This is a genomic window from Gilvimarinus chinensis DSM 19667 (genome assembly GCF_000377745.1).
GTDB lineage: Bacteria > Pseudomonadota > Gammaproteobacteria > Pseudomonadales > Cellvibrionaceae > Gilvimarinus > Gilvimarinus chinensis.
On sequence record NZ_KB898711.1, the window covers coordinates 126,346 to 146,292 of the forward strand.

General features: G+C 47.8%; 14 protein-coding genes. 4 read left to right on the forward strand and 10 right to left on the reverse strand.

Annotation, left to right across the window (positions count from 1 at the left end; translation table 11 throughout):
• Window positions 1-24: 24 nt before the first annotated feature.
• From fbaA to D568_RS0115300, 6 genes are all read right to left on the reverse strand, one after another.
• The gene (gene fbaA, locus D568_RS0115275; RefSeq protein ID WP_020210474.1) at window positions 25-1,098 is read right to left on the reverse strand and encodes a class II fructose-bisphosphate aldolase; all 1,074 of its coding nucleotides are present in this window, start codon (window positions 1,096-1,098) and stop codon (window positions 25-27) included.
• A 38-nt stretch (window positions 1,099-1,136) separates the two neighbouring features.
• Entirely contained in the window at window positions 1,137-2,066 is a 930-nt protein-coding gene (locus D568_RS0115280; RefSeq protein WP_026287082.1) for a sugar kinase, read from the reverse strand.
• Between the two features lie 54 nt (window positions 2,067-2,120).
• Complete coding sequence (locus D568_RS0115285) at window positions 2,121-2,873, reverse strand: SDR family NAD(P)-dependent oxidoreductase (protein ID WP_020210476.1); 753 nt, start codon at window positions 2,871-2,873, stop codon at window positions 2,121-2,123.
• A 115-nt stretch (window positions 2,874-2,988) separates the two neighbouring features.
• Window positions 2,989-3,336, reverse strand: a complete 348-nt coding sequence (locus D568_RS0115290; protein WP_020210477.1) for a cupin domain-containing protein — start codon at window positions 3,334-3,336, stop codon at window positions 2,989-2,991.
• 62 nt (window positions 3,337-3,398) lie between these two features.
• Entirely contained in the window at window positions 3,399-5,549 is a 2,151-nt protein-coding gene (locus D568_RS0115295; RefSeq protein WP_040516979.1) for an alginate lyase family protein, read from the reverse strand.
• Between the two features lie 5 nt (window positions 5,550-5,554).
• The gene (locus tag D568_RS0115300) at window positions 5,555-7,765 is read right to left on the reverse strand and encodes a polysaccharide lyase 6 family protein (RefSeq protein ID WP_020210479.1); all 2,211 of its coding nucleotides are present in this window, start codon (window positions 7,763-7,765) and stop codon (window positions 5,555-5,557) included.
• Window positions 7,766-8,290: 525 nt separating this feature from the next.
• Here D568_RS0115300 and D568_RS0115305 point away from each other — a divergent pair.
• Entirely contained in the window at window positions 8,291-9,055 is a 765-nt protein-coding gene (locus D568_RS0115305; RefSeq protein ID WP_020210480.1) for a FadR/GntR family transcriptional regulator, read from the forward strand.
• A gap of 168 nt (window positions 9,056-9,223) precedes the next feature.
• The gene (locus tag D568_RS0115310) at window positions 9,224-10,531 is read left to right on the forward strand and encodes an MFS transporter (protein ID WP_020210481.1); all 1,308 of its coding nucleotides are present in this window, start codon (window positions 9,224-9,226) and stop codon (window positions 10,529-10,531) included.
• Window positions 10,532-10,873: 342 nt separating this feature from the next.
• On the opposite strand, the gene D568_RS0115315 is transcribed toward D568_RS0115310, so the two are convergent.
• Entirely contained in the window at window positions 10,874-11,803 is a 930-nt protein-coding gene (locus D568_RS0115315; RefSeq protein ID WP_211211699.1) for an NAD(P)-dependent oxidoreductase, read from the reverse strand.
• Window positions 11,804-12,369: 566 nt separating this feature from the next.
• Between D568_RS0115315 and D568_RS0115320 the strand changes: the two genes are divergently transcribed.
• Entirely contained in the window at window positions 12,370-13,146 is a 777-nt protein-coding gene (locus D568_RS0115320; RefSeq protein ID WP_020210483.1) for a FadR/GntR family transcriptional regulator, read from the forward strand.
• 151 nt (window positions 13,147-13,297) lie between these two features.
• Here D568_RS0115320 and D568_RS0115325 read toward each other — a convergent pair whose 3' ends face one another.
• The 3 genes from D568_RS0115325 to D568_RS0115335 all read right to left on the reverse strand — a co-directional run bounded on the left by D568_RS0115325 (window position 13,298) and on the right by D568_RS0115335 (window position 18,735).
• Complete coding sequence (locus tag D568_RS0115325; protein ID WP_020210484.1) at window positions 13,298-16,225, reverse strand: TonB-dependent receptor; 2,928 nt, start codon at window positions 16,223-16,225, stop codon at window positions 13,298-13,300.
• Between the two features lie 378 nt (window positions 16,226-16,603).
• Window positions 16,604-18,076: an alpha/beta hydrolase gene (locus D568_RS0115330; protein WP_020210485.1), complete on the reverse strand. Its 1,473-nt coding sequence runs from the start codon at window positions 18,074-18,076 to the stop codon at window positions 16,604-16,606.
• Window positions 18,061-18,735: a TIGR01621 family pseudouridine synthase gene (locus tag D568_RS0115335; RefSeq protein WP_020210486.1), complete on the reverse strand. Its 675-nt coding sequence runs from the start codon at window positions 18,733-18,735 to the stop codon at window positions 18,061-18,063. Before D568_RS0115335 ends, D568_RS0115330 begins: the two co-directional genes overlap by 16 nt.
• A gap of 615 nt (window positions 18,736-19,350) precedes the next feature.
• Between D568_RS0115335 and D568_RS0115340 the strand changes: the two genes are divergently transcribed.
• Window positions 19,351-19,947, forward strand: coding sequence for an acyltransferase (locus D568_RS0115340; RefSeq protein WP_020210487.1), 597 nt, complete (start codon window positions 19,351-19,353; stop codon window positions 19,945-19,947).

Genomic DNA, 19,947 nt, shown 5'->3' on the forward strand with positions numbered 1-19,947 from the left:
TACCTAACAAAATTCTGCGCAGCTTTAAAAGACACTTTCGCAATTTAACTGGCGGCAGATATCCGTAAGTTTCGAAGAAAATCCTTCCTCCGCTTTGCGCAACCATACTCGTGGGTCATAAAACTTTTTATTCGGTACATCACGGCCTTCCGGATTACCAATTTGAGCCTGCAAGTAACCCTTTCGATCCTCATAAAATTCACGCACCCCGTTCCAGTAGGCCCACTGAAGATCCGTATCCACATTCACTTTAATGACACCGTAATCGATACCCGCTGCAATATCTTCAGCGGAAGAGCCCGATCCACCATGAAACACAAAGTTAACGGGATTATGCCCTAAGCCAAATTGCTCACTTAAATGATCCTGAGAATTACGCAGTATTTCTGGGCGCAAAGTAACATTGCCCGGAGAATACACACCGTGAACGTTACCAAAAGAGGCCGCAATGGTAAATTTATCACTGATCTGGCTCAGTTTCTCATAGGCATAGGCTACCTCTGAAGGTTGAGTGTAAAGCCGAGAAGAGTCAATGCCTGTATTATCGACTCCATCCTCTTCACCACCGGTTACCCCAAGCTCAATTTCAAGCGTCATTCCCATAGCACTCATACGCTTAAGGTACTCACAGCAAGTTTCAATATTGTCTTCCAGTGGCTCTTCGGATAAATCAATCATGTGAGAGGAAAACAATGGCTTTCCATGTTGACGGTAATATTCTTCACCCGCCTCTAACAAGCCATCGATCCAAGGCAAAAGTTTCCGTGCAGCATGATCGGTATGCAGCATGACATTTGCACCATAAACCGGCGCCATCGAATGCACATGTAAAGCCGCTGAAACCGCGCCTTTAATAGACCCCTGATGATTTGAGTTACCCACAGACTTACCACCGTAAAATGCAGCCCCGCCGTGAGAAAGTTGAATAATTACAGGAGCATTCAACTCCGCAGCCACCGCCATAACACTGTTAGCAGTACTTGAGGTGGTAATATTTACAGCCGGCAAAGCCATACGCTGCGCTTTTGCAAACGCGAAGGTCTCTGAAACCGCATCACCCAAAATAACATTTTCAGGTAACGTTAATTTGTTAATCATGGTCAACTCTCTTGTGGTATCTCTGGATCGGAAAACAATTACTGAAAGCTGGGCATAGCGCTTTCAGCGATAATAGCTCCCTTATGCTGAATCACCGTGGAAGCCAGGGTGTGCCCCATTTTCGCTGAGACTTCAGGGCTTTCGCCTTGTGAGCGATAGTGTAGATAAGCAGCATTGAAAGAATCCCCTGCAGACGTTGTATCCACAACCTCCACCTTACGGCCGACAACAACTTGGCGGCTAGTGCCATCATCAACACAACAACCCTCAGCCCCCATTTTTAAAACAATTTCTTTAGCCCCACATCGACGGATTCTATTGATGACAACGTCTTTATCTGACTCTGAGAAAAGTTGCGACTCGTCATCAATGGTGGGAAGGGCTATATCGCTTATGGCGTAAGCCCGACTAAACGCCTTTTGAGCAAGTTCAGTGGTTTCCCATAACACCGGACGGTAATTTCCATCAAAAACAATTTTCTTACCTTCAGCTCGCAATTCCTGCAGCAGAGAAAAAAGTCGCTCTTGCGATGCTTCGTCGAGAATAGCAAGGCTTATTCCTGAAAGATAAATATAGGAAAAATCATGTAACCGATCTTTTAAACTCACTGTTTTTTCATCAGTGTCAAAGAGAGTTTTAGCAGCCGAATCATTTCGCCAATAAATAAAGTGACGCTCGCCTGAGTCATCATTACTGATATGGTAAATACCAGGTCGCTTCTTTGACTCTATACGAACCAGAGAAACGTCCACACCATTACTCTGCCACTGAGCTATCATCCACTGGCTGGCCTGATCGTCCCCCATAGCAGTAACAAAGCTCGCACTTGACCCCAAACGCGCCAAATAAACTGCTGTATTCAGGGTATCCCCACCGTAACCAATAACGGCGGGTATTTTACTAAGCTCGGAAGACAAGGTGCCGCTGGACATTTCCAGCATACATTCACCAATGGCTGCTATTTTCACAAACTACCTCATTCACACTGACTGATTTACAAAATCCAATAACACTTCACTTCGTTAAGAAAACAGCAAGCCACCGTTTACATCCATATTTAAACCGGTTAAAAAGGTAGCTTCATCCGAGGCCAAATAAGCCACGACATCAGCCACCTCATCAGGAGACCCTTCACGACGTAATGGTGTAGCACCCGCCACATTCTTACGCGCCTCATCTTTAGTGAAAGTATCGTGAAAAGTTGTACTGATCATGCCTGGGCACAGTGAATTCACTCGAATCCCTTTTGGGCCCAGCTCTTTTGCCATCGCACGAGTAAAGGTCATCACCGCACCTTTCGCTGTGGCATACGCTGAAGCGCCAGGACCCCCGCCATCTCGGCCCGCCTGGGACGAGAAATTGATCACTACACCGCCTTCACTCATGTGAGGAGTAACGTATTTAGTCAACAGGAAGGTGCTGGTCAGATTCAAACGCACCACAAAATCGAAAAACTCAGGGTCCATCTCATCAATGGTTTTACGCGCAACCAAACCACCAGCGACATTCACTAAAACATCAATTTTTTCACCAAATGCTTCTTGTGTTTTTGCCACCAGGTTTTGCACTTCTTGCGGATCGCCCATATCCCCACGAACAAGAATCGCTTCGGCACCGAGAGCTTTTACTTCAGCCAAGGTTTTTTCCGCTTCATCTTTACTGCCGAAGTAGTTGATGACAAGCTTGGCGCCTTCTTTAGCCAACTTTAATGACGTTGAGCGACCAATATCACGACCGCCACCGGTAATGATGCACACACGATTTTCAAGCTTCATAGTTCATACCTTAAGAGTCAGTAACGGTTATACCGCCCAAGTTAGTTGCTTTACTGCTTGCCCAAAAGCTTCTGAATATTCATCAACAGAGCGATTTATAAACAGTCTTAAATCGTTATTTACCCGCCACCATATCTGCGCGTATAGGGCTGAAAATATCAATCAAAATTCCCGCTTCAAGACAAACGGCACCATGCTCTTCGTTTGGCGGAACATAAAAGCAATCCCCACCTTTCAGGATTTTTTTCTCACCATCAATCATCACTTCAAACTTACCCCGTTCGACATAAGCAACCTGAGAGTGAAAATGACTGTGAACATACCCCTCACTGCCCTCTTCGAAGGTGACACGAACCACCATAATTTGTTCGTTGTAGCCCATAACACGGCGCTTAACACCTGGAGCTACATCCTCTTCTTCGATTGTGTCCAACTCAATGAATTTACTCGATTCGATCAACATAGTATTCACCTATTACATCACGGGTTAAATCTGTTTTATTTCTTTGGCGCCTAAAAAATAAATTAATTATTTTCTATATTGACTGACGCCTTCACAATTCTAGAACTGCTTTCTTCTGTGGATAGAGTTAGGGAAAACGTTTCAACCTTAGCCATATCGACAACAAGTTCAGCACCGGACTCGGTCACCTTATACTCTAACGAACGAACTCGACTATATGCGTCCTTAACGTATTCGGCTGTGCCATTGTACTCGCCATGAGGCTCCAGGACTGAGAAAAACACGGCGTCACGAGCTTCCAATCTGCGCAGCACTCCCTGATCTCGACGCAGATTTTGATTCGGGTCATTAGCCCCAAGTTGAAAAAATAAGGTTTCTGAATTTTTGCTGTTTTCAGAATAATGACCGTAGGTATAAGAGTAAAAACGATCAGCAAGGAGCCAAGTAAGGCGATTATCGGTTTTTGCGTTTTTTGCAGAGGTTCGCAATAGCATGTGTTGATAACCATCCGCCTTACCCATGGCTTTCCAACTGCTTGGCACCTTCTGCTTTTTAAGGTTGTGATCAATTACCTGACCATTAAAGTGCAACGGTAAATCATACTCATGCTTGTCTTCTGACTTAACTTGAAAAACATCGATCACAAACGGGTCAACACCTTCAGGCTTAACCAACGCAAGCACACGTGTTAACTCAACGTCATCATACGCAGAGTTTATGCGACCAATACTAATATCAGAAAGATCGTTTTTTAAAAAATACACCTGCTCAGCGGGATTAATATCTGCAACAGAAAGCTCACCGTCAAACTGACTGGTTTTATCAACCACCAACGTATTATGAGCCACGGTTTGTTTAGCCCAACTGTTGTTTTCCGGCAGGTAATGACCGCCGTATTTAGCTTCTACATTTAAATACCGTGCTGCGCCATAGTCGGAGACTACCTCTTCGCCATTGTCATAAAACTGCCAGCTTAGTCGATCGTAATGTCCATGACCCATTCCCTGGCTTGTATTTTTCGCTACCAGCAAGGTTCCATTTTCATTATCGCCAGCACGCAATAGAGTCAAGCCGCCTTGATTTCCATCCGCCCCGTCACGATAGACTTTCGATGGGTATTCATACGGTTTAACCGCCCCATCTTCAATGAGCTTAGATAAAGCTACACCACCAGCGCTCAAACTTACACGCCCCTGCTGCCGGGCGATATCCGTTAAACTTTCATCCCCCGTTATGCCATAAGCAATAGCCAGGGCTTGAACAAGCTCTTCTGTCTTTATACCTTTGTCTTTGATAGCGTCATTAATCGGCAGAAATAAACCGTTGTAACTTAATTCAATCGTTGTATAGATAGCCTTTAATAATATTCCGTCCCGATACTCGAAAATAGCCTTGCCGGGTTGATTGGTTTGTATAGCTTGAGCAAACCACACAAAAGGCATTAATGCGTAACGCTGGTAATACGGCCCTTCAGTGTAGTAACCATCGGGAGAAAAAAGCTCATCCAGCTGTTTATAAAATCCAGATTCACCACTTAAATCAAGCCCTTTCAGAGCCTGCTCCACATAATCTTCTCGTCCCGTTGCATACCCCACCATACCGACAGCGGCAACCGCCCATGTACCATGGTTATGGATCTTATCAAAGGTCTGAGGTTGACCTTTGGACAGATAATCCGCCACTGGAAACAATAAATTTTCCTTGAATTTATTATTAACTTTATCCGTTAAGGTATCTGAAATCATGTCATAAGCCTGAACGGTATATACCAGCCACACGGCCTCATTCAAACTTTGCCAAAACAATTTCCCGGGGGTTTGCTCTTTCTTCTCTGGGTGCAACCCAAGAGATGGATACATATCGGCATAAGCGTCCAACATATCGACAACGAAATCACGGTACTTTTCATCACCGTCAAGCTGAAACTGAAGGGCAGCGGCATACATTGCCTTGTAGTTTCGCTTATGTTGCTCGTGGGTATACCCACCTCCCGCATCTTTCGGTTGAGGAACAATCACTCCCTTTGCCATAGCCTCATCGGCGACCAATTTATTTGCCGATAAAGAAGCCTCTATCAAGCCACCAGACGCTTGACTAAGCTCAGATACATCATTACCGCTAATTACCAACGAGGGGGCGGCTACTGAAGCAAGACTCACCAGCAGGAAACCCGCCACGCTCATGGACTTAGCTAAAAAAGAATAAATGCTCATATTAATCACTCAGAAATATTATTATTTTCAGCAGTAAAGGTTGACTCCATACCTGGCACCACACTTTCGACCTTAAACAAAGGCTTGTGACTGTATTGGTTGTCCTCGATACGAATCACTGGACCACCTACAGTATGCTGAACCAAAATTGGCGCACTGTTTTTAAAATGGCTGTTTTTTATTAAGCCACGCTGAACACCGTGTAATAGAACGCTGGCCTCCCCATTTTTCGGCGTAGGGGATGCCGTAACTGTCACACCGTCCATATAAACATGCGGACCAAAGGTACTCTCATCCGTTCCGCCTCGATACACAACCATTAACCCTCCAGTCGCGTTAGTTACCGTCGAGTTTTTCACGGTCACATACTCGGCGTTGTACATACCATAATCGTCTCTTTCTGAATCTAACTTCAGAACTGAACCCTTTATGTTATTAAAAGTGGAGTTCTCAACTAAAACATGATCAGCAAAGGTACTTTTGCGAAGCTTGATCACATCAAAGTCTTTGTTTATGTCCAGATCACTGACCGCTACGCCCACCAACTCGAGAACAAAGTTCTTTGTCATTGGTGCGCTATCAGACCGGATAACCGCATTCGCCTTATCATCAGGTGCTCGAACACCACTAATGGACAAATCCTGTAGTCGAAGTGAACCGCCATTTTTAAGGTCTACCAGTGACTTGCGCGAGAAGGTTATACGGGTTTTCTCTTTACCTTGCCCGCGAAGCACTAATGGCTTATCCAGCAGAAGCGTTTTAGAAAAATGAAAATCACCTTCACCCAACACCATCTCGGCACCGCTTTCTAACTGCTGATAAGCGTCAATAACCGTGTCGGTACCAGACTCAACTTTCATTTTCTTAGCGACAGAAAGAAGAGTATTTTTTTCCGGTTTAGGGTACCAAGATACCCCCACCTCGCTCTTCTCTATAGGAAGGTCATACTCAGGTTTCTCAACTGACTTAACAAGGCTAAAGCCAGAGGCAAGGGCCTCATCCACGGAAAAGTTTGCCTTATTACCCTCAAACTCTATGCCGCTTACGCTATCGTGCAGTTCAAAAGGAGACTCACCGGAATCATTGATAACGGTATTGTTTACAAAACGAGTGTCCACCGGCGCGGCACTGCGCTCCTCATCACTGCCCGCGCCAAAGATAATACGATCAACATTCAGCAGGGTATTGTCTGATATCACCGAGTTTTTAACTTGATGATAACGATTTATCGGCGAGTTAGGGACACCATTCATAACCACTAATCCGCCACCGAAACGGGAGCCGGTAAGACCCGACATGAAATTGTTTTTTACCACCTGATTAGCATTAATGACTCTTATGCCGCCAGTGTGGTCTACCCCATTACCGATAAAAGCGTTACCTTCTACCAAATTGCCATTACCGTGTCGCAAGGTCAAAGTTCCACGCGACTCAAAAAACACGTTATTTTTAATAACGTTCTTTCCCGATTTATTAGAGATAATTTCAACCTCACCATCACAGCGATCAAAATAATTATGCGCGACAGTGGTAAAAGAATCTGTGAGAGAAAAATGACTGGTTCCAATACGTAAAGTTTCACCACCATTTGAGCCAAGAACAGGACGAGGCCCAAAGTAGTTGTACTCAATTTTATGGTGATTTTCTCGACTATGAACGGTATCCAGCCGAACCGCCATGGTCACACCTTTATTCCGCTTGTAGCTAAAATGGTTGTGATCGATACGGTTATTTTTTCCGTAAATACTGACCCAGTAATCAGTTTCATAGCGATCTGGATTACTAAAATCGTCAATAACAATTTCGGTTAATCGTGTATTTACAGCAACTGTCGAATAATCTGACTCACTTGCAGGCTTTGCGGTGCGAAAAGATATAACCGCATCAGATGGCGTATAACCATCTTTAAATACCAGCCCCCTAACCACCAGATGCTCACCGGCCAGCTTTAAATTTGAGCGACCAGTAATAATAGCGTTGCCAGGATTGGCAGCGGCCAGGGTTATCGGTTGTTTCTCAGTGCCTTTACCACTGAACACAAGCTCGACATCTCGCCATTCACCATCGCCCAACAATAAACGATCTCCAGGCTGTAGCTTATCGACGGCCTGCTGATACTGTGAAAAATTGGAAACGGTGAAGTCTTTTGCCGTCGCGAAAGCCGAAGCAAAGGAAAGAAAAATAACGCCAGAAAAAACAGAAATCTTATTATTCATGTAATTACACCACACTTACGCCCAAAAAAAGCGGCCGGACCTCCTACGGAAGTCCGGCCCAAGGAGAGCCACACACTAGAACCAGCGCTATCGCTTGCTTCTAGCCTGGGACCAGTGCTCGTATTCCCTAGACCATACAACGCTCAGAAACCTGAAATCTAAGATGTATCGACTATTCGTTGCCTAGACTAGCAACCTGACAACAATAGTGTCAACCAATTATTATTACAAAAAATACAGAAAACCTTGATAAGCCTGTATTTTTTCGTCTGAAAACGGAAATTACCACTTATTTCAACGCTCCCCCCTACTTCACCACAAAAAGTCCAAACCACTCAGAATAACAGCTAACACATTGTTTTATATAGATATATACACAAAGACACTCATCAAAACGCCCCCCCCACTCTCAGCAAAAGCGTGCCAACACCACATCGTCTACCAATGCGTATTACCAATTGGCCGTATTCATGCTAGGATCAACCTCACAACAATTCATTTAAAACGATTTTGGATACTGAAGGCATGAACAAGCCCGGCGGAATTAAAACTCAAAGAACATATCGCAAAGTGGCAGATAAGATGTTGAAAGCGCTTGACTCAGGCGAATTCCCTGCAGGCGCACGCCTACCTCCCGAGCGAGAGCTTTCCGAAAGATACGGCGTTAGTAGGCCTACCATTCGCGAGGCCATTATCGCGCTGGAGGTTATGGGGAGGGTGGAAGTGCACACAGGCTCAGGCGTGTATGCCGTTAAATCATTCAAGACCAAAAGCGACAACCCCAGAGAGTACAGCCCCTTTGAAATCACCGAAGCTCGCGTACTGATTGAGTCGGAAACCGCCGCTCTTGCAGCCTCAACCATGAGCGAAGAAGAGCTGAACGAATTGGCCGACGCTTTGGAAGAGATGGTACAGGAAAACAAAAATGGCGATTTAACTTCAGAGGTCGCCGATAAAAAATTTCACTCCATCATTGCCCAATCAACCCACAATCGGCCACTGATGAATATCATTCGTCACCTTTGGGATATTCAAGCCAACCTGCCAGAAATCAAAACCGCTCATCAGTCAGTCTGCAAAACCGATGGGCAAAAGCGCATTGAAGAGCACCGGCAGATTCTAAACACTCTAAAAGCTCGTGATGCTCAAGCAGCCCGCGTTTCAATGCGGAACCATTTTTCCCGCTCGCTGGACGCCTTGCACGCCACCACAGAAAAACACGCCGTGGAAGAGATTCAAAGGCAACTTAACGCCCGCAGGGAAAGGTTTTCGTTAAGTCGAATTCAATAAGCATCCATTGTTTTAATCGTAAATGAGGTAACTCGTATGACCAAAAGCGCTGCACCAAACAAAGACAACATAGCTACTCGCGCAATAAAGCCTATGAGTTAGTCTAAGAGCATTTACACATTCAAATCACTCTACACTCAATATAAGCACCTTTTAGGGGGTAAAATAATGAAAGTTAAAAACCTGCGATGGTGGGTGATCACACTCATCGCTCTCGCCACTATCATCAATTATATTGATCGACAGACCATGAATGTTCTGTGGGCCACCAGTATGGGGGAGGACCTCTACCCCGACTTAGACGCCGACGGAAGAAAAGCCATTTACGGCACCATTTCTGGATTTTTTATTCTCGCCTACGCTTTAGGCCAGGCCATTTTTGGCAAAATTTTTGACTGGGTAGGCACCAGAATCGGGTTTGCTCTATCCATAGGCGTGTGGTCGATTGCTACCGCGCTGCACGCTTTCGGTCAAGGCGTTGTATCCTTGAGTATCTTCCGCAGCCTCCTCGGTGTGGCTGAGGCCGGTAACTGGCCCGGGGCTGCAAAAGGTAACGCCGAATGGTTCCCTTCTAAAGAGCGCGCCTTAGCTCAGGGGATTTTCAATTCGGGGGCAGCCATTGGTGGCTTGGTGTCCATTCCCATTATCGCCTTTCTGGCGGTGTATTTTAGCTGGCAGGCAATCTTTGTCATCGTCGGCCTTCTGGGCTTACTGTGGTTAATCCCTTGGCTGGTACTGGTTAAAGCGCCACCCCAAAGCCACCCCTGGATCACCGAAGAAGAGCGTGAATACATTCTTACCGGCCAAAAAACAACACCGGCGACAGATGATAACAATGTAGAAACAGAATACGCTCCAGACACCAAAGAGATGCTCTCTCGCAAACAAAGCTGGGGGGTAATTATCGCCTCTGCAGCCATTGATCCAATTTGGTGGCTCTTCGTATTCTGGATACCCACCTACCTCGCCGAAGTGTACAACATGGACGTGAAAGGAATTGCACTGTACGGCTGGGTGCCTTACGTCGGAGCCATGTTTGGCGCGTGGTTTGGGGGGCTGCTGTCTCAAAACCGAATCAATGCAGGCTGGACCATCAATAAAACGCGAAAGTTTGTCATCACCCTGGGCTGCCTGCTTATGCTGCCTTGCCTATTAGCCATGGCCAACCCGGGCGGCCCCGTTACCGCGGTTTTGCTTATGGGCGTGATTTTATTTGGTTTTCAAACCACGATTAGCAGTGTACAGACCCTGCCCGCAGACATGCTAAGCCAAAAATCAGTCGGCACACTTTCGGGCTTTTCCGGCATGGCCGCCAAGTTTTCAGCCTGGGGACTAACCATATTCGTTCCCTGGCTAACCCAAGGCGGTAATTACACCCCGGCATTTGTCATTGGTGCCTCACTGGCTCTTATCGCCTTAGCCGCCATCTGGATTCTTATTCCTACCGTAGAACCACTGAAAGCCAAAAACAATTAAAGCCTAAAGTCACAACCTGGCTTTTAAACGTCAAAAAGTCGCTCGAACACCCACAGTGTTCGAGCGACTTTCCTCCCTCTTCCCAGTACACCTAACCCAGCTAAAAGCGCCTCTAAAAACTGCGCAGGCTCAGCCCCCTAACAGACCACAAGCCTCCTACAGACTCACCCCTAACAGCCTCTACCTACCCGATACTGAGATAAAAAATTCACAGGCACGTGAAAAACTAAAAATAAAACCTGGAGCACTTTACCAAGAAAGATGCGGCACAAAAAAGCCGGGCTTTGAACAAACAAAGCCCGGCTTTCTATCTAAGACCGATCAGCTCAATCGCTTATCAAGCTATTTTTCCAGCTTAAGATAATAGTCAAAGATTTCTGGCACATTTCCATTACCCATACCTGCATCAAATGCAGCCTGCAAACCTTCAGAAGTGCCTTCGGCAATAGGCGCTTTGGTGCCTAAATCCTTAACCATTTCCAAAAAGTAACCCAAATCTTTGTTCGCATTGGCAATGGAAAAGCCCAAATCACTTACGCCATCAACAGCATAGTTTTTGCAAAACTGCATAAATGGAGAGCTCGAAGGCCCAGTGGACATGATGTCAAACAACTGCTGACGATCAACACCCGCCTTATCAGCCACGGCAAACGCTTGAGACATTGCACACACAGTGGTCATACCCATGAAATTGTTTATCAGTTTAGTGGTATGGCCCGCCCCCAATGCACCAAGGTAAAAAACATTTTCACCTTGCTGCTCTAAAACCGGCTTAACTTTTTCAAAAGTTTCTTTATCGCCCGACGCCATGATGTTTAACAATCCATCTTTAGCGTGAGCAGGAGTACGCCCAAGAGGTGCGTCCACCATGCCAGCCCCTTTCTTGGCCAGATCAGCACCGATTTTACGCGTGGAAGCCGGAATTGAGGTGCCAAAATCTACCAGGACAGCCCCTTCTTTGATTCCAGCCAAAATCCCTTCATCCCCATAAACGAGCTTTTCAACGACATTGGAGGTGGTCAGGCACAACATAACAATGTCACTAGCTTCAGCCAGTTCTTTGGCTGTTTTGGCCTGCTTAGCGCCACGCGCCACAACGGCATCTACCGCCTCTTGATTCAAGTCCATAACAATGGGTTCGTAACCTTTCTTTTGCAGGTTCTCCACCATGTTGCCACCCATCAGACCCAGGCCGATGAACCCAATAACAGGATTTGTCATACTCATAACTCCAATATTCAATATGTTTAACTCGGTTTGACGCTTGTGCATACAGCGCGCGCGATACTTCTAGAAGCCAACCAACAGGTAGAAAGAACCAACAGGCACACCTTTAATATCGCCAATGCAACACTTCAAATCGTTTGACTGTCGCGAATAGAAATAGACCGTGAAAGAGTTTAAAAACCGATGAATTTCAACTTTTATTATTCACCTCTATCGCCCGCCCACAGGAAGCGCCCAGCCATCTGTAAGCATTCAAGTTTAAGTTACCATTCGTGCTGCAAAAGTGTCAACCAATTATTATGACCGAAACCCTGCAAAGTTCAATTTATCCCTAAAGTTCCACAGCTTAATATTGGTTATACAGCCGTAGGCCTAATCACCCACACCGGCTTAACTTATTAATTATTAAGCACTATCGATGCAGATTACAGGATCAATCAATACTGCAAGCCTCTCATTTCTTGTCAACCATTCGGAAAACCATCCCTCTTTTATCTAATTTTCTAAGAGGGTTATCGTTAACCAACCTGTATTACCAATTAATGAAATTCATGTTAAGATCAATTACATAGCAAAAATGTAAACTTTTGATTGTTCGGAGAGACACGTACATGAGTAAAACTGGTAGCAGCGGAAACAAGCGAACATATCGCAAGGTTGCTCAAAAAATGCTTGCAGCGCTCGATTCAGGTGAATTTCCCGCTGGAGCCCGCCTGCCACCCGAACGCGAACTCTCTGAGCGCTATGGTGTCAGCCGGCCCACTATCCGAGAAGCGATTATTGCCCTGGAAGTAATGGGGCGGGTGGAAGTTCAAACCGGCTCGGGGGTTTATGCGCTCAAGGTTTTCAAAACCAACAGTGACAATCCTCGCGACTACAGCCCCTTTGAAATCACCGAAGCACGGGTTCTGGTTGAGTCCGAAGCGGCCGCTCTGGCGGCCTCTACACTGACCGATGAACAATTTACCGAGCTAGAGGCGGCACTGGAGGAGATGAGCCAGGAAAATGAAAGCGGGAACCTGACTTCTGAGGTGGCTGATCGTAAGTTTCACGCCATCATTGCCGAATCAACGCAAAACCGACCATTAATCAACATCATTCGCCACCTGTGGGACATTCAGGAAAACCTACCAGACATTAGAATGGCCCATCAGTCGGTCTGTAAAACCGACGGTGAACGACGTATTGCAGAACATCAGGCCATCCTAGACGCCCTGAAAGCTCGGGATGCCCATACCGCACGGGTCGCTATGCGCAATCACTTTGCCCGATCTATGGACGCCTTACACGCTACCACTGAGCAACGTGCCGTCGAAGAAATTCAGCGCCAGCTAAACGCACGACGGGAAAGATTCTCCCTCAATCGCATTCAATACGCTGCCGAATAGAGACCCTGCCCGCCAGCCTCAACACGACAACACTGTGTTGGGGCTTCTTCCCTCCCCCACCACACACAAAAAGCCAGCCTGCAGCAGTACTTTTTTTACCCAAAAAAAGGCCGGGAATCAATCCCGGCCTCAACATTAGCTCTAATTAAAATTAGAACTTATAGCTAGCACCTAAGGTTATGCGACGATCGGTCAAACCCTGGAAGCACAACAACGCTCCCTCATTAACACAAGACTGCTCGATCTCAGACTCGGTCAGGTTTACACCTTCAACACCCACACTAAACTGGTCGGTGATGTCGTAGTTAACACTGGCGTTCAGCTGGCCACGTGATTCCTGTACCACTGGGAAGCCCCATGGGTAGCTAGAGGTACTACCGAAATCATCCGAGCGGAATGCGTCGCGCCAAGTATAACGGGCACGTGCTGACAAACCATACTTTTCATAATAAACAGTAAAGTTGTAAGCGTTCTCCGAGTTGTCCAGCAACTGAGCACGCATGGTCACGTCGTCATTACCCAAGGCAGAGAATACCTGAGCCGCGCGGCTGGTAGGGTCATAATAGGAATCACCACCCTCAAACTCCTGCCAGGTATAGTTGGTCACAATACCGAAGCCAGATGCCCAGCCCAGGGTGTCTTCAAACTCACTCAAGTCGTACTGGAATGCAAGCTCAACACCTTTTTGAGTCGTCTCACCTTCACCGTTCACAGTAATTGACGTGGGTACACAAACACCGGGTGCCGCACCTGGAGGACCAAATACATTCGGGTCGGCGATTGGGTTAAAGATACCGCCCCCCTCACAAGGAGCCGTCATGTCACGGTAACCAGTATTGGGGTCTTCAACTGGATCTTCTTGCTGACCAACAAACAAGCCCGTGCGGGTTTTGTGGAAGTAACCAACACTAACCATGCTAGAAGGAGCAAAGTACCATTCCGCAGAAATCTCCCAAGACTCTACCTCTTCTGGCTCCAGCCCTGGGTTACCGATTGCCGCAGCAGGGTTTGGACTGGTGTCGAAAGAGAAAGACGTGGACAGGTTATCGAAGTCTGGGCGACGAATATCTTTAGACCAAGCGGCACGCAACATGATCTCATCAGTAACATCAGCCACTACGTTAATTCGTGGCAACAGGAAGTCGTAACTACCTGATGTAGAGGTTTGCTCAACCACACCATCAGTTGTACGGTTACCTACAGATTCAATCTCAGTCTCTAAATAACGCAAACCAAAGTTACCGCGGAAGATGCCAGCCTGAAAATTCGCCTGAGCATAAAGCGAGTTCGTTTCTTCGGTAATATCAAAGAATGAGTTAGTGGTAGATGTAGGCTGATCAATCGGCGGCTGGCCAATAGCCGTCATTGCAGAGTTAATTGCCGCCAGTACACCATCAGGGTCTGAGTTGGAACGTGCGGGATCAATGACTAAGAAATCCCCCACATATAAATCACGACCGTCTGCTTCGTTGAAGTTGTCTGGGCCCGCAATCAAGATATCAGCGTAGAGATCACCAGAGGGTGACTCAGCCATATCACGTAAGCCAGTGTTATTGGCACTATCGTTATTAACACTTTGAGAGCTGTTAAAGCGATAACCAAAATCGATGGTGGTGAAGATTGAGGTATCAAGCGCGTAGCTAACATCGATACGGAATGCATCTTCACTGTTCTCAACCACATCATGCGATTGATTCAGATCGCGCAGTACGTAGTTGGCAGGGTCTAACAACTCAGCAGTGCTGGGTGCATTGGCTACATCAGCAATGCCAAACGCCAAAGAGCCACCCGACAGGTCATACTCAATAGGTGTACCATTGTCGTTAGCCGAACCGGTAGCGGTATTGGGGTTGATAAAATTAAGTGTTGTACTAAAGTCCGGATTAACGGTGTCATTGGTTGAACGAGCTATCTCGACTTTACCAGAGAACTTTCCGAGCTCGAAGTTAGTACCCAGGCTGAAAATATCACTGGATGTATCGCGCGAACCTGTATCCGATGATAAACGCAGGTTCGGGTCATAACGACCATCGTTTTGCGCTTCAATCACACCGGTCAAGGCCGCTTGAATTGACCCCAGGTTCAAATTACCGTTTTCACTGTCCACTGAACCGAAGTCCACGGTTTCGTAGGAGTCTGGAATCGATGTGCCAATCAGAGTGCTTACGCCCGAAGCCTGCACACGAGTACTTTCTTGGTAGCGCTCTTGCTCATTCATGACCGCATCAAAGTAGAACGTAAATGCATCGCTTGGGGCCCACTCAAAGGTACCGGCGAAGTTAGTCGTTTCGTACTGATAGTTATCGTAATCCTGAACAAAAAACTGAATGGGCAGGTAATTGGTGCCATCATCAAGAGTATCTAAGTTGTCGCGGTCGGCGCGAGGACGGAAAGCCGATACATCTTGCTCAGAATAGCTTGCACTGATCACAACACCGAAATCGCCGGCATCTGTTGACCAGTTGTTACCCAGTGAGCCGGATAGACGAGGGCTCCAACCACCGTCATCAGACAGGCTGCTTTGCTCACCCTGAATACGCGCCGCAATCAACGGCTCGTTCAAGTCGAGCGGACGGATGGTTTTCAGGTTGATGGTACCACCCACAGAACCTTCAATGGTTTTTGCGTCTGGGGCTTTAATAACCTGCACTTCAGAAATGATAGATGCCGAAACATCGTCAAAGCTGATGCCGCTACGACCAGCACCCGAACCAACAGTAGACACACCGTTGATTTCAGTGCGGTTGGCATTCGTACCACGAATTTGCACGCCCGTACCCACACCTGCAGAACGGGTAATCTGAATACCGGTCACATTCTCCAGTACTTCAGCCAAGTTTTGATCCGGTAGTTTACCGATGTCTTCTGATTGAATGACTTCCATCACGTTGTCGGCGGCACGTTTTTCCTGAATTGCGCTTTCCAATGAAGCGCGAATCCCGGTAACAACAACCTCTTCCAACATTTCGGACTCTTGTGCAACAGCGGCCTGGGCAAAAGCCAGTGTTGATGCCGTCATCATGGCGCCACTAATGGCGGCAACGGCTTTGGACAGATTAAATTTATTATCGTCGCTCACTTCTCATTCTCCATAGTTATGTTTATTAGCAGAATAATTTCTCACTCGCCTGAAGAACATTACCGAATTCTCTGCATTATTGTCAACCATTTTGAATGCACATGATTATACCAACGTCACCCAGCAGCAGAACCTCAATTAATCATTATAAATCAGTGATTTATACGCCAGAACTTAAGTTTACGACCTCATAAAGCCTTTAAGGAGGATGAATTCAGTAGAGATACAGATCGGTGTAATGCCCCAACAGAATGAATCCGGTTGAATTCAGGGAACTCACTTTGGTCAACCAATTATTTGTAACCGGTTAGATGATGAACGTCAAAAGCTGGTAAGAAGGCCGAAGTAAAACATGACTCACCCCGCCACTTTTAAAAGCTATGGACAGGCGCTAAATCGACTTTGCTCACCGCTTAGCACAATCTCAAGCTGCTCGAGCGCGCAGGGCTGTTCACCCATCACGACATGTCCGGTCCTTGGGTAGAGGGTAAGCTCACTGTCTGCCCACTGTTTTTGCAGTTGCACCGCCCAGTAAGCGGGTGTAATCGGATCAGATACGCCGTTTACCATGGCCACACGAACATTGTTTGTTAAGGTAGGTATTACGGGCGGTTCAGCACTTGGCCACAAATGGCACATTTGATCACGCCACCCTCGCTCCACGTATTGCCCGGCGAAACCCAACGACGCCACCCGCTCTTCGTAAGTGTCCTCCTCCCCCGGCAAATTGTCCCGACAATCCACCGCGAAAAACGCCAGCGAGTTCACGCTGGTCGAGACCACTTGATTTGCATAGCGCTCAATCAAAGGCGCCAGGGCTTTGCGATCGCGTGTCCGAGCCGCCGCTATAGCCTGCACCGCTGACGCCCAGCGATCACGCCGATAGCTTGCCGCAAAAAAAGCGGCCATAAATCGATGGTCATTAAGTACCACCCGCTGTGGCAAGCCTTCCAGCATGACATCCACTTGCACCGGGAACCGAGCTAGATAATCGAGGCTACTGTGTAATTGCTCAAGCACATTGTGCCGATCCAGATTCCGGCCGAGGTAATATTGCTGCCACATTTCATGGCAACTGGTATCACTTTCGCAGGCTGCGGCAAAGCGGTCCAGCGCCCCGCCAAACAGCGTCGGCCACTCGGCCACACCGCCTTTGCCCGGAGGGTACACAGCATCCAGCACCAAGGTGTTTAACCCGGAAATATCCGCCGCCGCTATAGCGAGGCGCGAACCGTATGAGGCGCCGTACAAATGAAATTCGGTGAAATCCCATAACCTGACCAACGCCTCTAAATCTGCACGATTTTGCCGCGTACCAAAATGACGAGGGTTAAAACCCGGCAGCGAATCAAGACACTGTGATAAAGCTGTACGGCCGAGTTCGAATTCCTCCTGCAGTGACACTGACCGACCTAAAAGCTTGCGCCCAAGTCGCTCGTATTGCGAGCAGCGCCAGGGGCTATTCGGATCAGTGCCGCGCCTTTGCATTAACACCAAATCCCTTTTCAGCCCTGCGAAATCGCGCCAACTCTGCCAGTACTCTAAATCAGACGAACTGAAACCGGCATCCAGCCCAGGCCCGCCTTGCAAATAAATAAGGGGCACGGAAGAGTCAGGTTCAGCTGCCACTAGGCGCCGAACTTCCAACTCAAAGCCGTCAGGTGTAACCAAACGCGCGCACCGCCAAGAGGCTGCTGGCTTAAGGCAGGGGTACTCCTGCAAGCTATAGCGTTTTTCTGCAATAGGCTCTTTATTTGAGGGATTACCCCCAACACCCAAGGCGAGCACTGTCGCCAGACCTGCTGCGATGAATACCACAAGCGCAGCAGTAACAATTACGCGCGCGGCCACGTCAGTTGCTCTGGATGAGCCCAGCCTGCTAACGCTACTGAGAACTCGGGCCGTAAAAAATGCTCCCCCACATCAGGCAGCCGATTAAAACAATAAATGTGCCCGGCGACGCTAAAACTCAGCTGGTAAGCGTGCAGGTAAACCCTGTCTGCCGGTTCGGCGGCATAGTTCGTATCACCTAAAATAGGTGCTCCTACACTTTTCAATGCAACCCGCAACTGATGTGTTTTTCCCGTAAAAGGCTTTAGCAGAAACAGACGCAAGCCAGGAACAAGAGACGTAGAAAGAAAAGCGGTTCGCGCCGGGTTATTCGTACTTCGCGTGAGTCGCCACGCCCCGCGTCTTGCGGGTGCCATATCACCAATGACCGCCCCCTGTTTTTTCGTCGGCTTTTTTGCGCTGATGGCCAGGTAATATTTTTCTACTCGCGCTTCACGAAACTGCTCACACAACTCGCGATTAACGCTGGCACTGCGGGCCATAACCACCAAGCCAGAGGTGACTTTATCCAATCGATGCACAGGATAAAGCTCGCTCTCTCCCAGCTGCGCACGCACCCGAGAGAACAAACCCGGCGTGCCATGATCATCGTGAAAGTCACACCCGGCAGGCTTGTAAACCACCACAAAATCGTCACTCAAGTGAACAATAGAAACCATGGTTATTACTTAAATTCGTTTCAAAAAACCTGTTAAGTCGTAGAAAAACTAAACAACCTCTGGCCAGAAATAAACACAGTGCTACACTGACTTTGGGTGTCCGTTCGCCGCAGCGCCCGTCGATAAATGGCTTCAACCTTGGCGGATTTTCGCCAAACGTCGCAGGTAGCAGGCCAAAGGATGGAACCCAAACCATCCACCCCTCACGGATCGAGACAGCCATAAATCGACACAGGCAATACCGGAACTCAAGCACGGGAAAGCCGCCAGCACATGTTAGCGCGCAAGGACTGCGTCGGCAGCGCGAAGGCAACCTGAGAGCGTCCACTCGATGCTCCACCGATGTTTCGACCACGCCCTGGTTCCGCGTGATACGGTGAACGATTCGTTCAACATCAATGCTTACCGGCGACGGACACCTTCTCACACCCTCTTTTCACCGTCTGGGCTTATGCCTGGCGGTGTGCTTTGTTTACGGGGCGTGCACTACTCAGTTATACCACGCCCGTTATACCCGCCCCCAGGTGCTAACTTCCTCCTTTTGGCATCCCTGACCGACACAAACAAGCACTCGGTACAATCCTATACAATGCACTTTTAGTTCTCGAATTCGCCATGACCGATTACACCGAACAACACAAACAGCGCTTAAGCTACATGCCCTGGCTGTATTACCGCCTTAAGCCTAAGCACTTACGCTGGGCTCACCCCTGGCAAGATCACATTCAGCAGCAGCTCAGCGTCCTGGAAACTGTGCATATAGGCAAGAATGTGTTTATTGCCCCCAGCGCACGAATTTTTGCCGAGCCCGGCCGCGACATAGTCATTGGCGATAATACCTATATCGCCGCGGATACCTTTATTCACGGCCCGGTTACCATCGGCGAGGGGGTGTCCATCAATCACCACAGTTGTCTGGATGGTGGTAGCAGTGGAATTGTGATTGGTGATCATAGCCGCTTAGCACCCTACTGCCATTTGTACGCCTTCAATCACGGCACAGACCCAGAACGCTTAATCTGCGAACAACCTGTCTCTTCAATGGGCATCTCCCTTGGCCGCGATGTGTGGCTTAGCAGCCACACAGGGGTTGTGGATGGTGTCAGCATAGGCGATGGGGCCGTGGTAGGCATGAACAGTGTCGTCACCAAAACCCTTGCCGCTGGTATTAAAGCCGCCGGGAACCCGGCCCGACCTATTGGCACACGCTAA

Excerpts from the sequence above, each read along its gene's own strand:
- D568_RS0115340 (WP_020210487.1), top strand. The coding sequence starts at position 19,351 with ATGACCGATTACACCGAACAACACAAACAGCGCTTAAGCTACATGCCC.
- fbaA (WP_020210474.1), bottom strand. The coding sequence starts at position 1,098 with ATGATTAACAAATTAACGTTACCTGAAAATGTTATTTTGGGTGATGCG.
- D568_RS0115305 (WP_020210480.1), top strand. The coding sequence starts at position 8,291 with ATGAACAAGCCCGGCGGAATTAAAACTCAAAGAACATATCGCAAAGTG.
- D568_RS0115290 (WP_020210477.1), bottom strand. The coding sequence starts at position 3,336 with ATGTTGATCGAATCGAGTAAATTCATTGAGTTGGACACAATCGAAGAA.
- D568_RS0115285 (WP_020210476.1), bottom strand. The coding sequence starts at position 2,873 with ATGAAGCTTGAAAATCGTGTGTGCATCATTACCGGTGGCGGTCGTGAT.
- D568_RS0115300 (WP_020210479.1), bottom strand. The coding sequence starts at position 7,765 with ATGAATAATAAGATTTCTGTTTTTTCTGGCGTTATTTTTCTTTCCTTT.
- D568_RS0115315 (WP_211211699.1), bottom strand. The coding sequence starts at position 11,803 with ATGCACAAGCGTCAAACCGAGTTAAACATATTGAATATTGGAGTTATG.
- D568_RS0115335 (WP_020210486.1), bottom strand. The coding sequence starts at position 18,735 with ATGGTTTCTATTGTTCACTTGAGTGACGATTTTGTGGTGGTTTACAAG.
- D568_RS0115310 (WP_020210481.1), top strand. The coding sequence starts at position 9,224 with ATGAAAGTTAAAAACCTGCGATGGTGGGTGATCACACTCATCGCTCTC.
- D568_RS0115295 (WP_040516979.1), bottom strand. The coding sequence starts at position 5,549 with ATGAGCATTTATTCTTTTTTAGCTAAGTCCATGAGCGTGGCGGGTTTC.
- D568_RS0115320 (WP_020210483.1), top strand. The coding sequence starts at position 12,370 with ATGAGTAAAACTGGTAGCAGCGGAAACAAGCGAACATATCGCAAGGTT.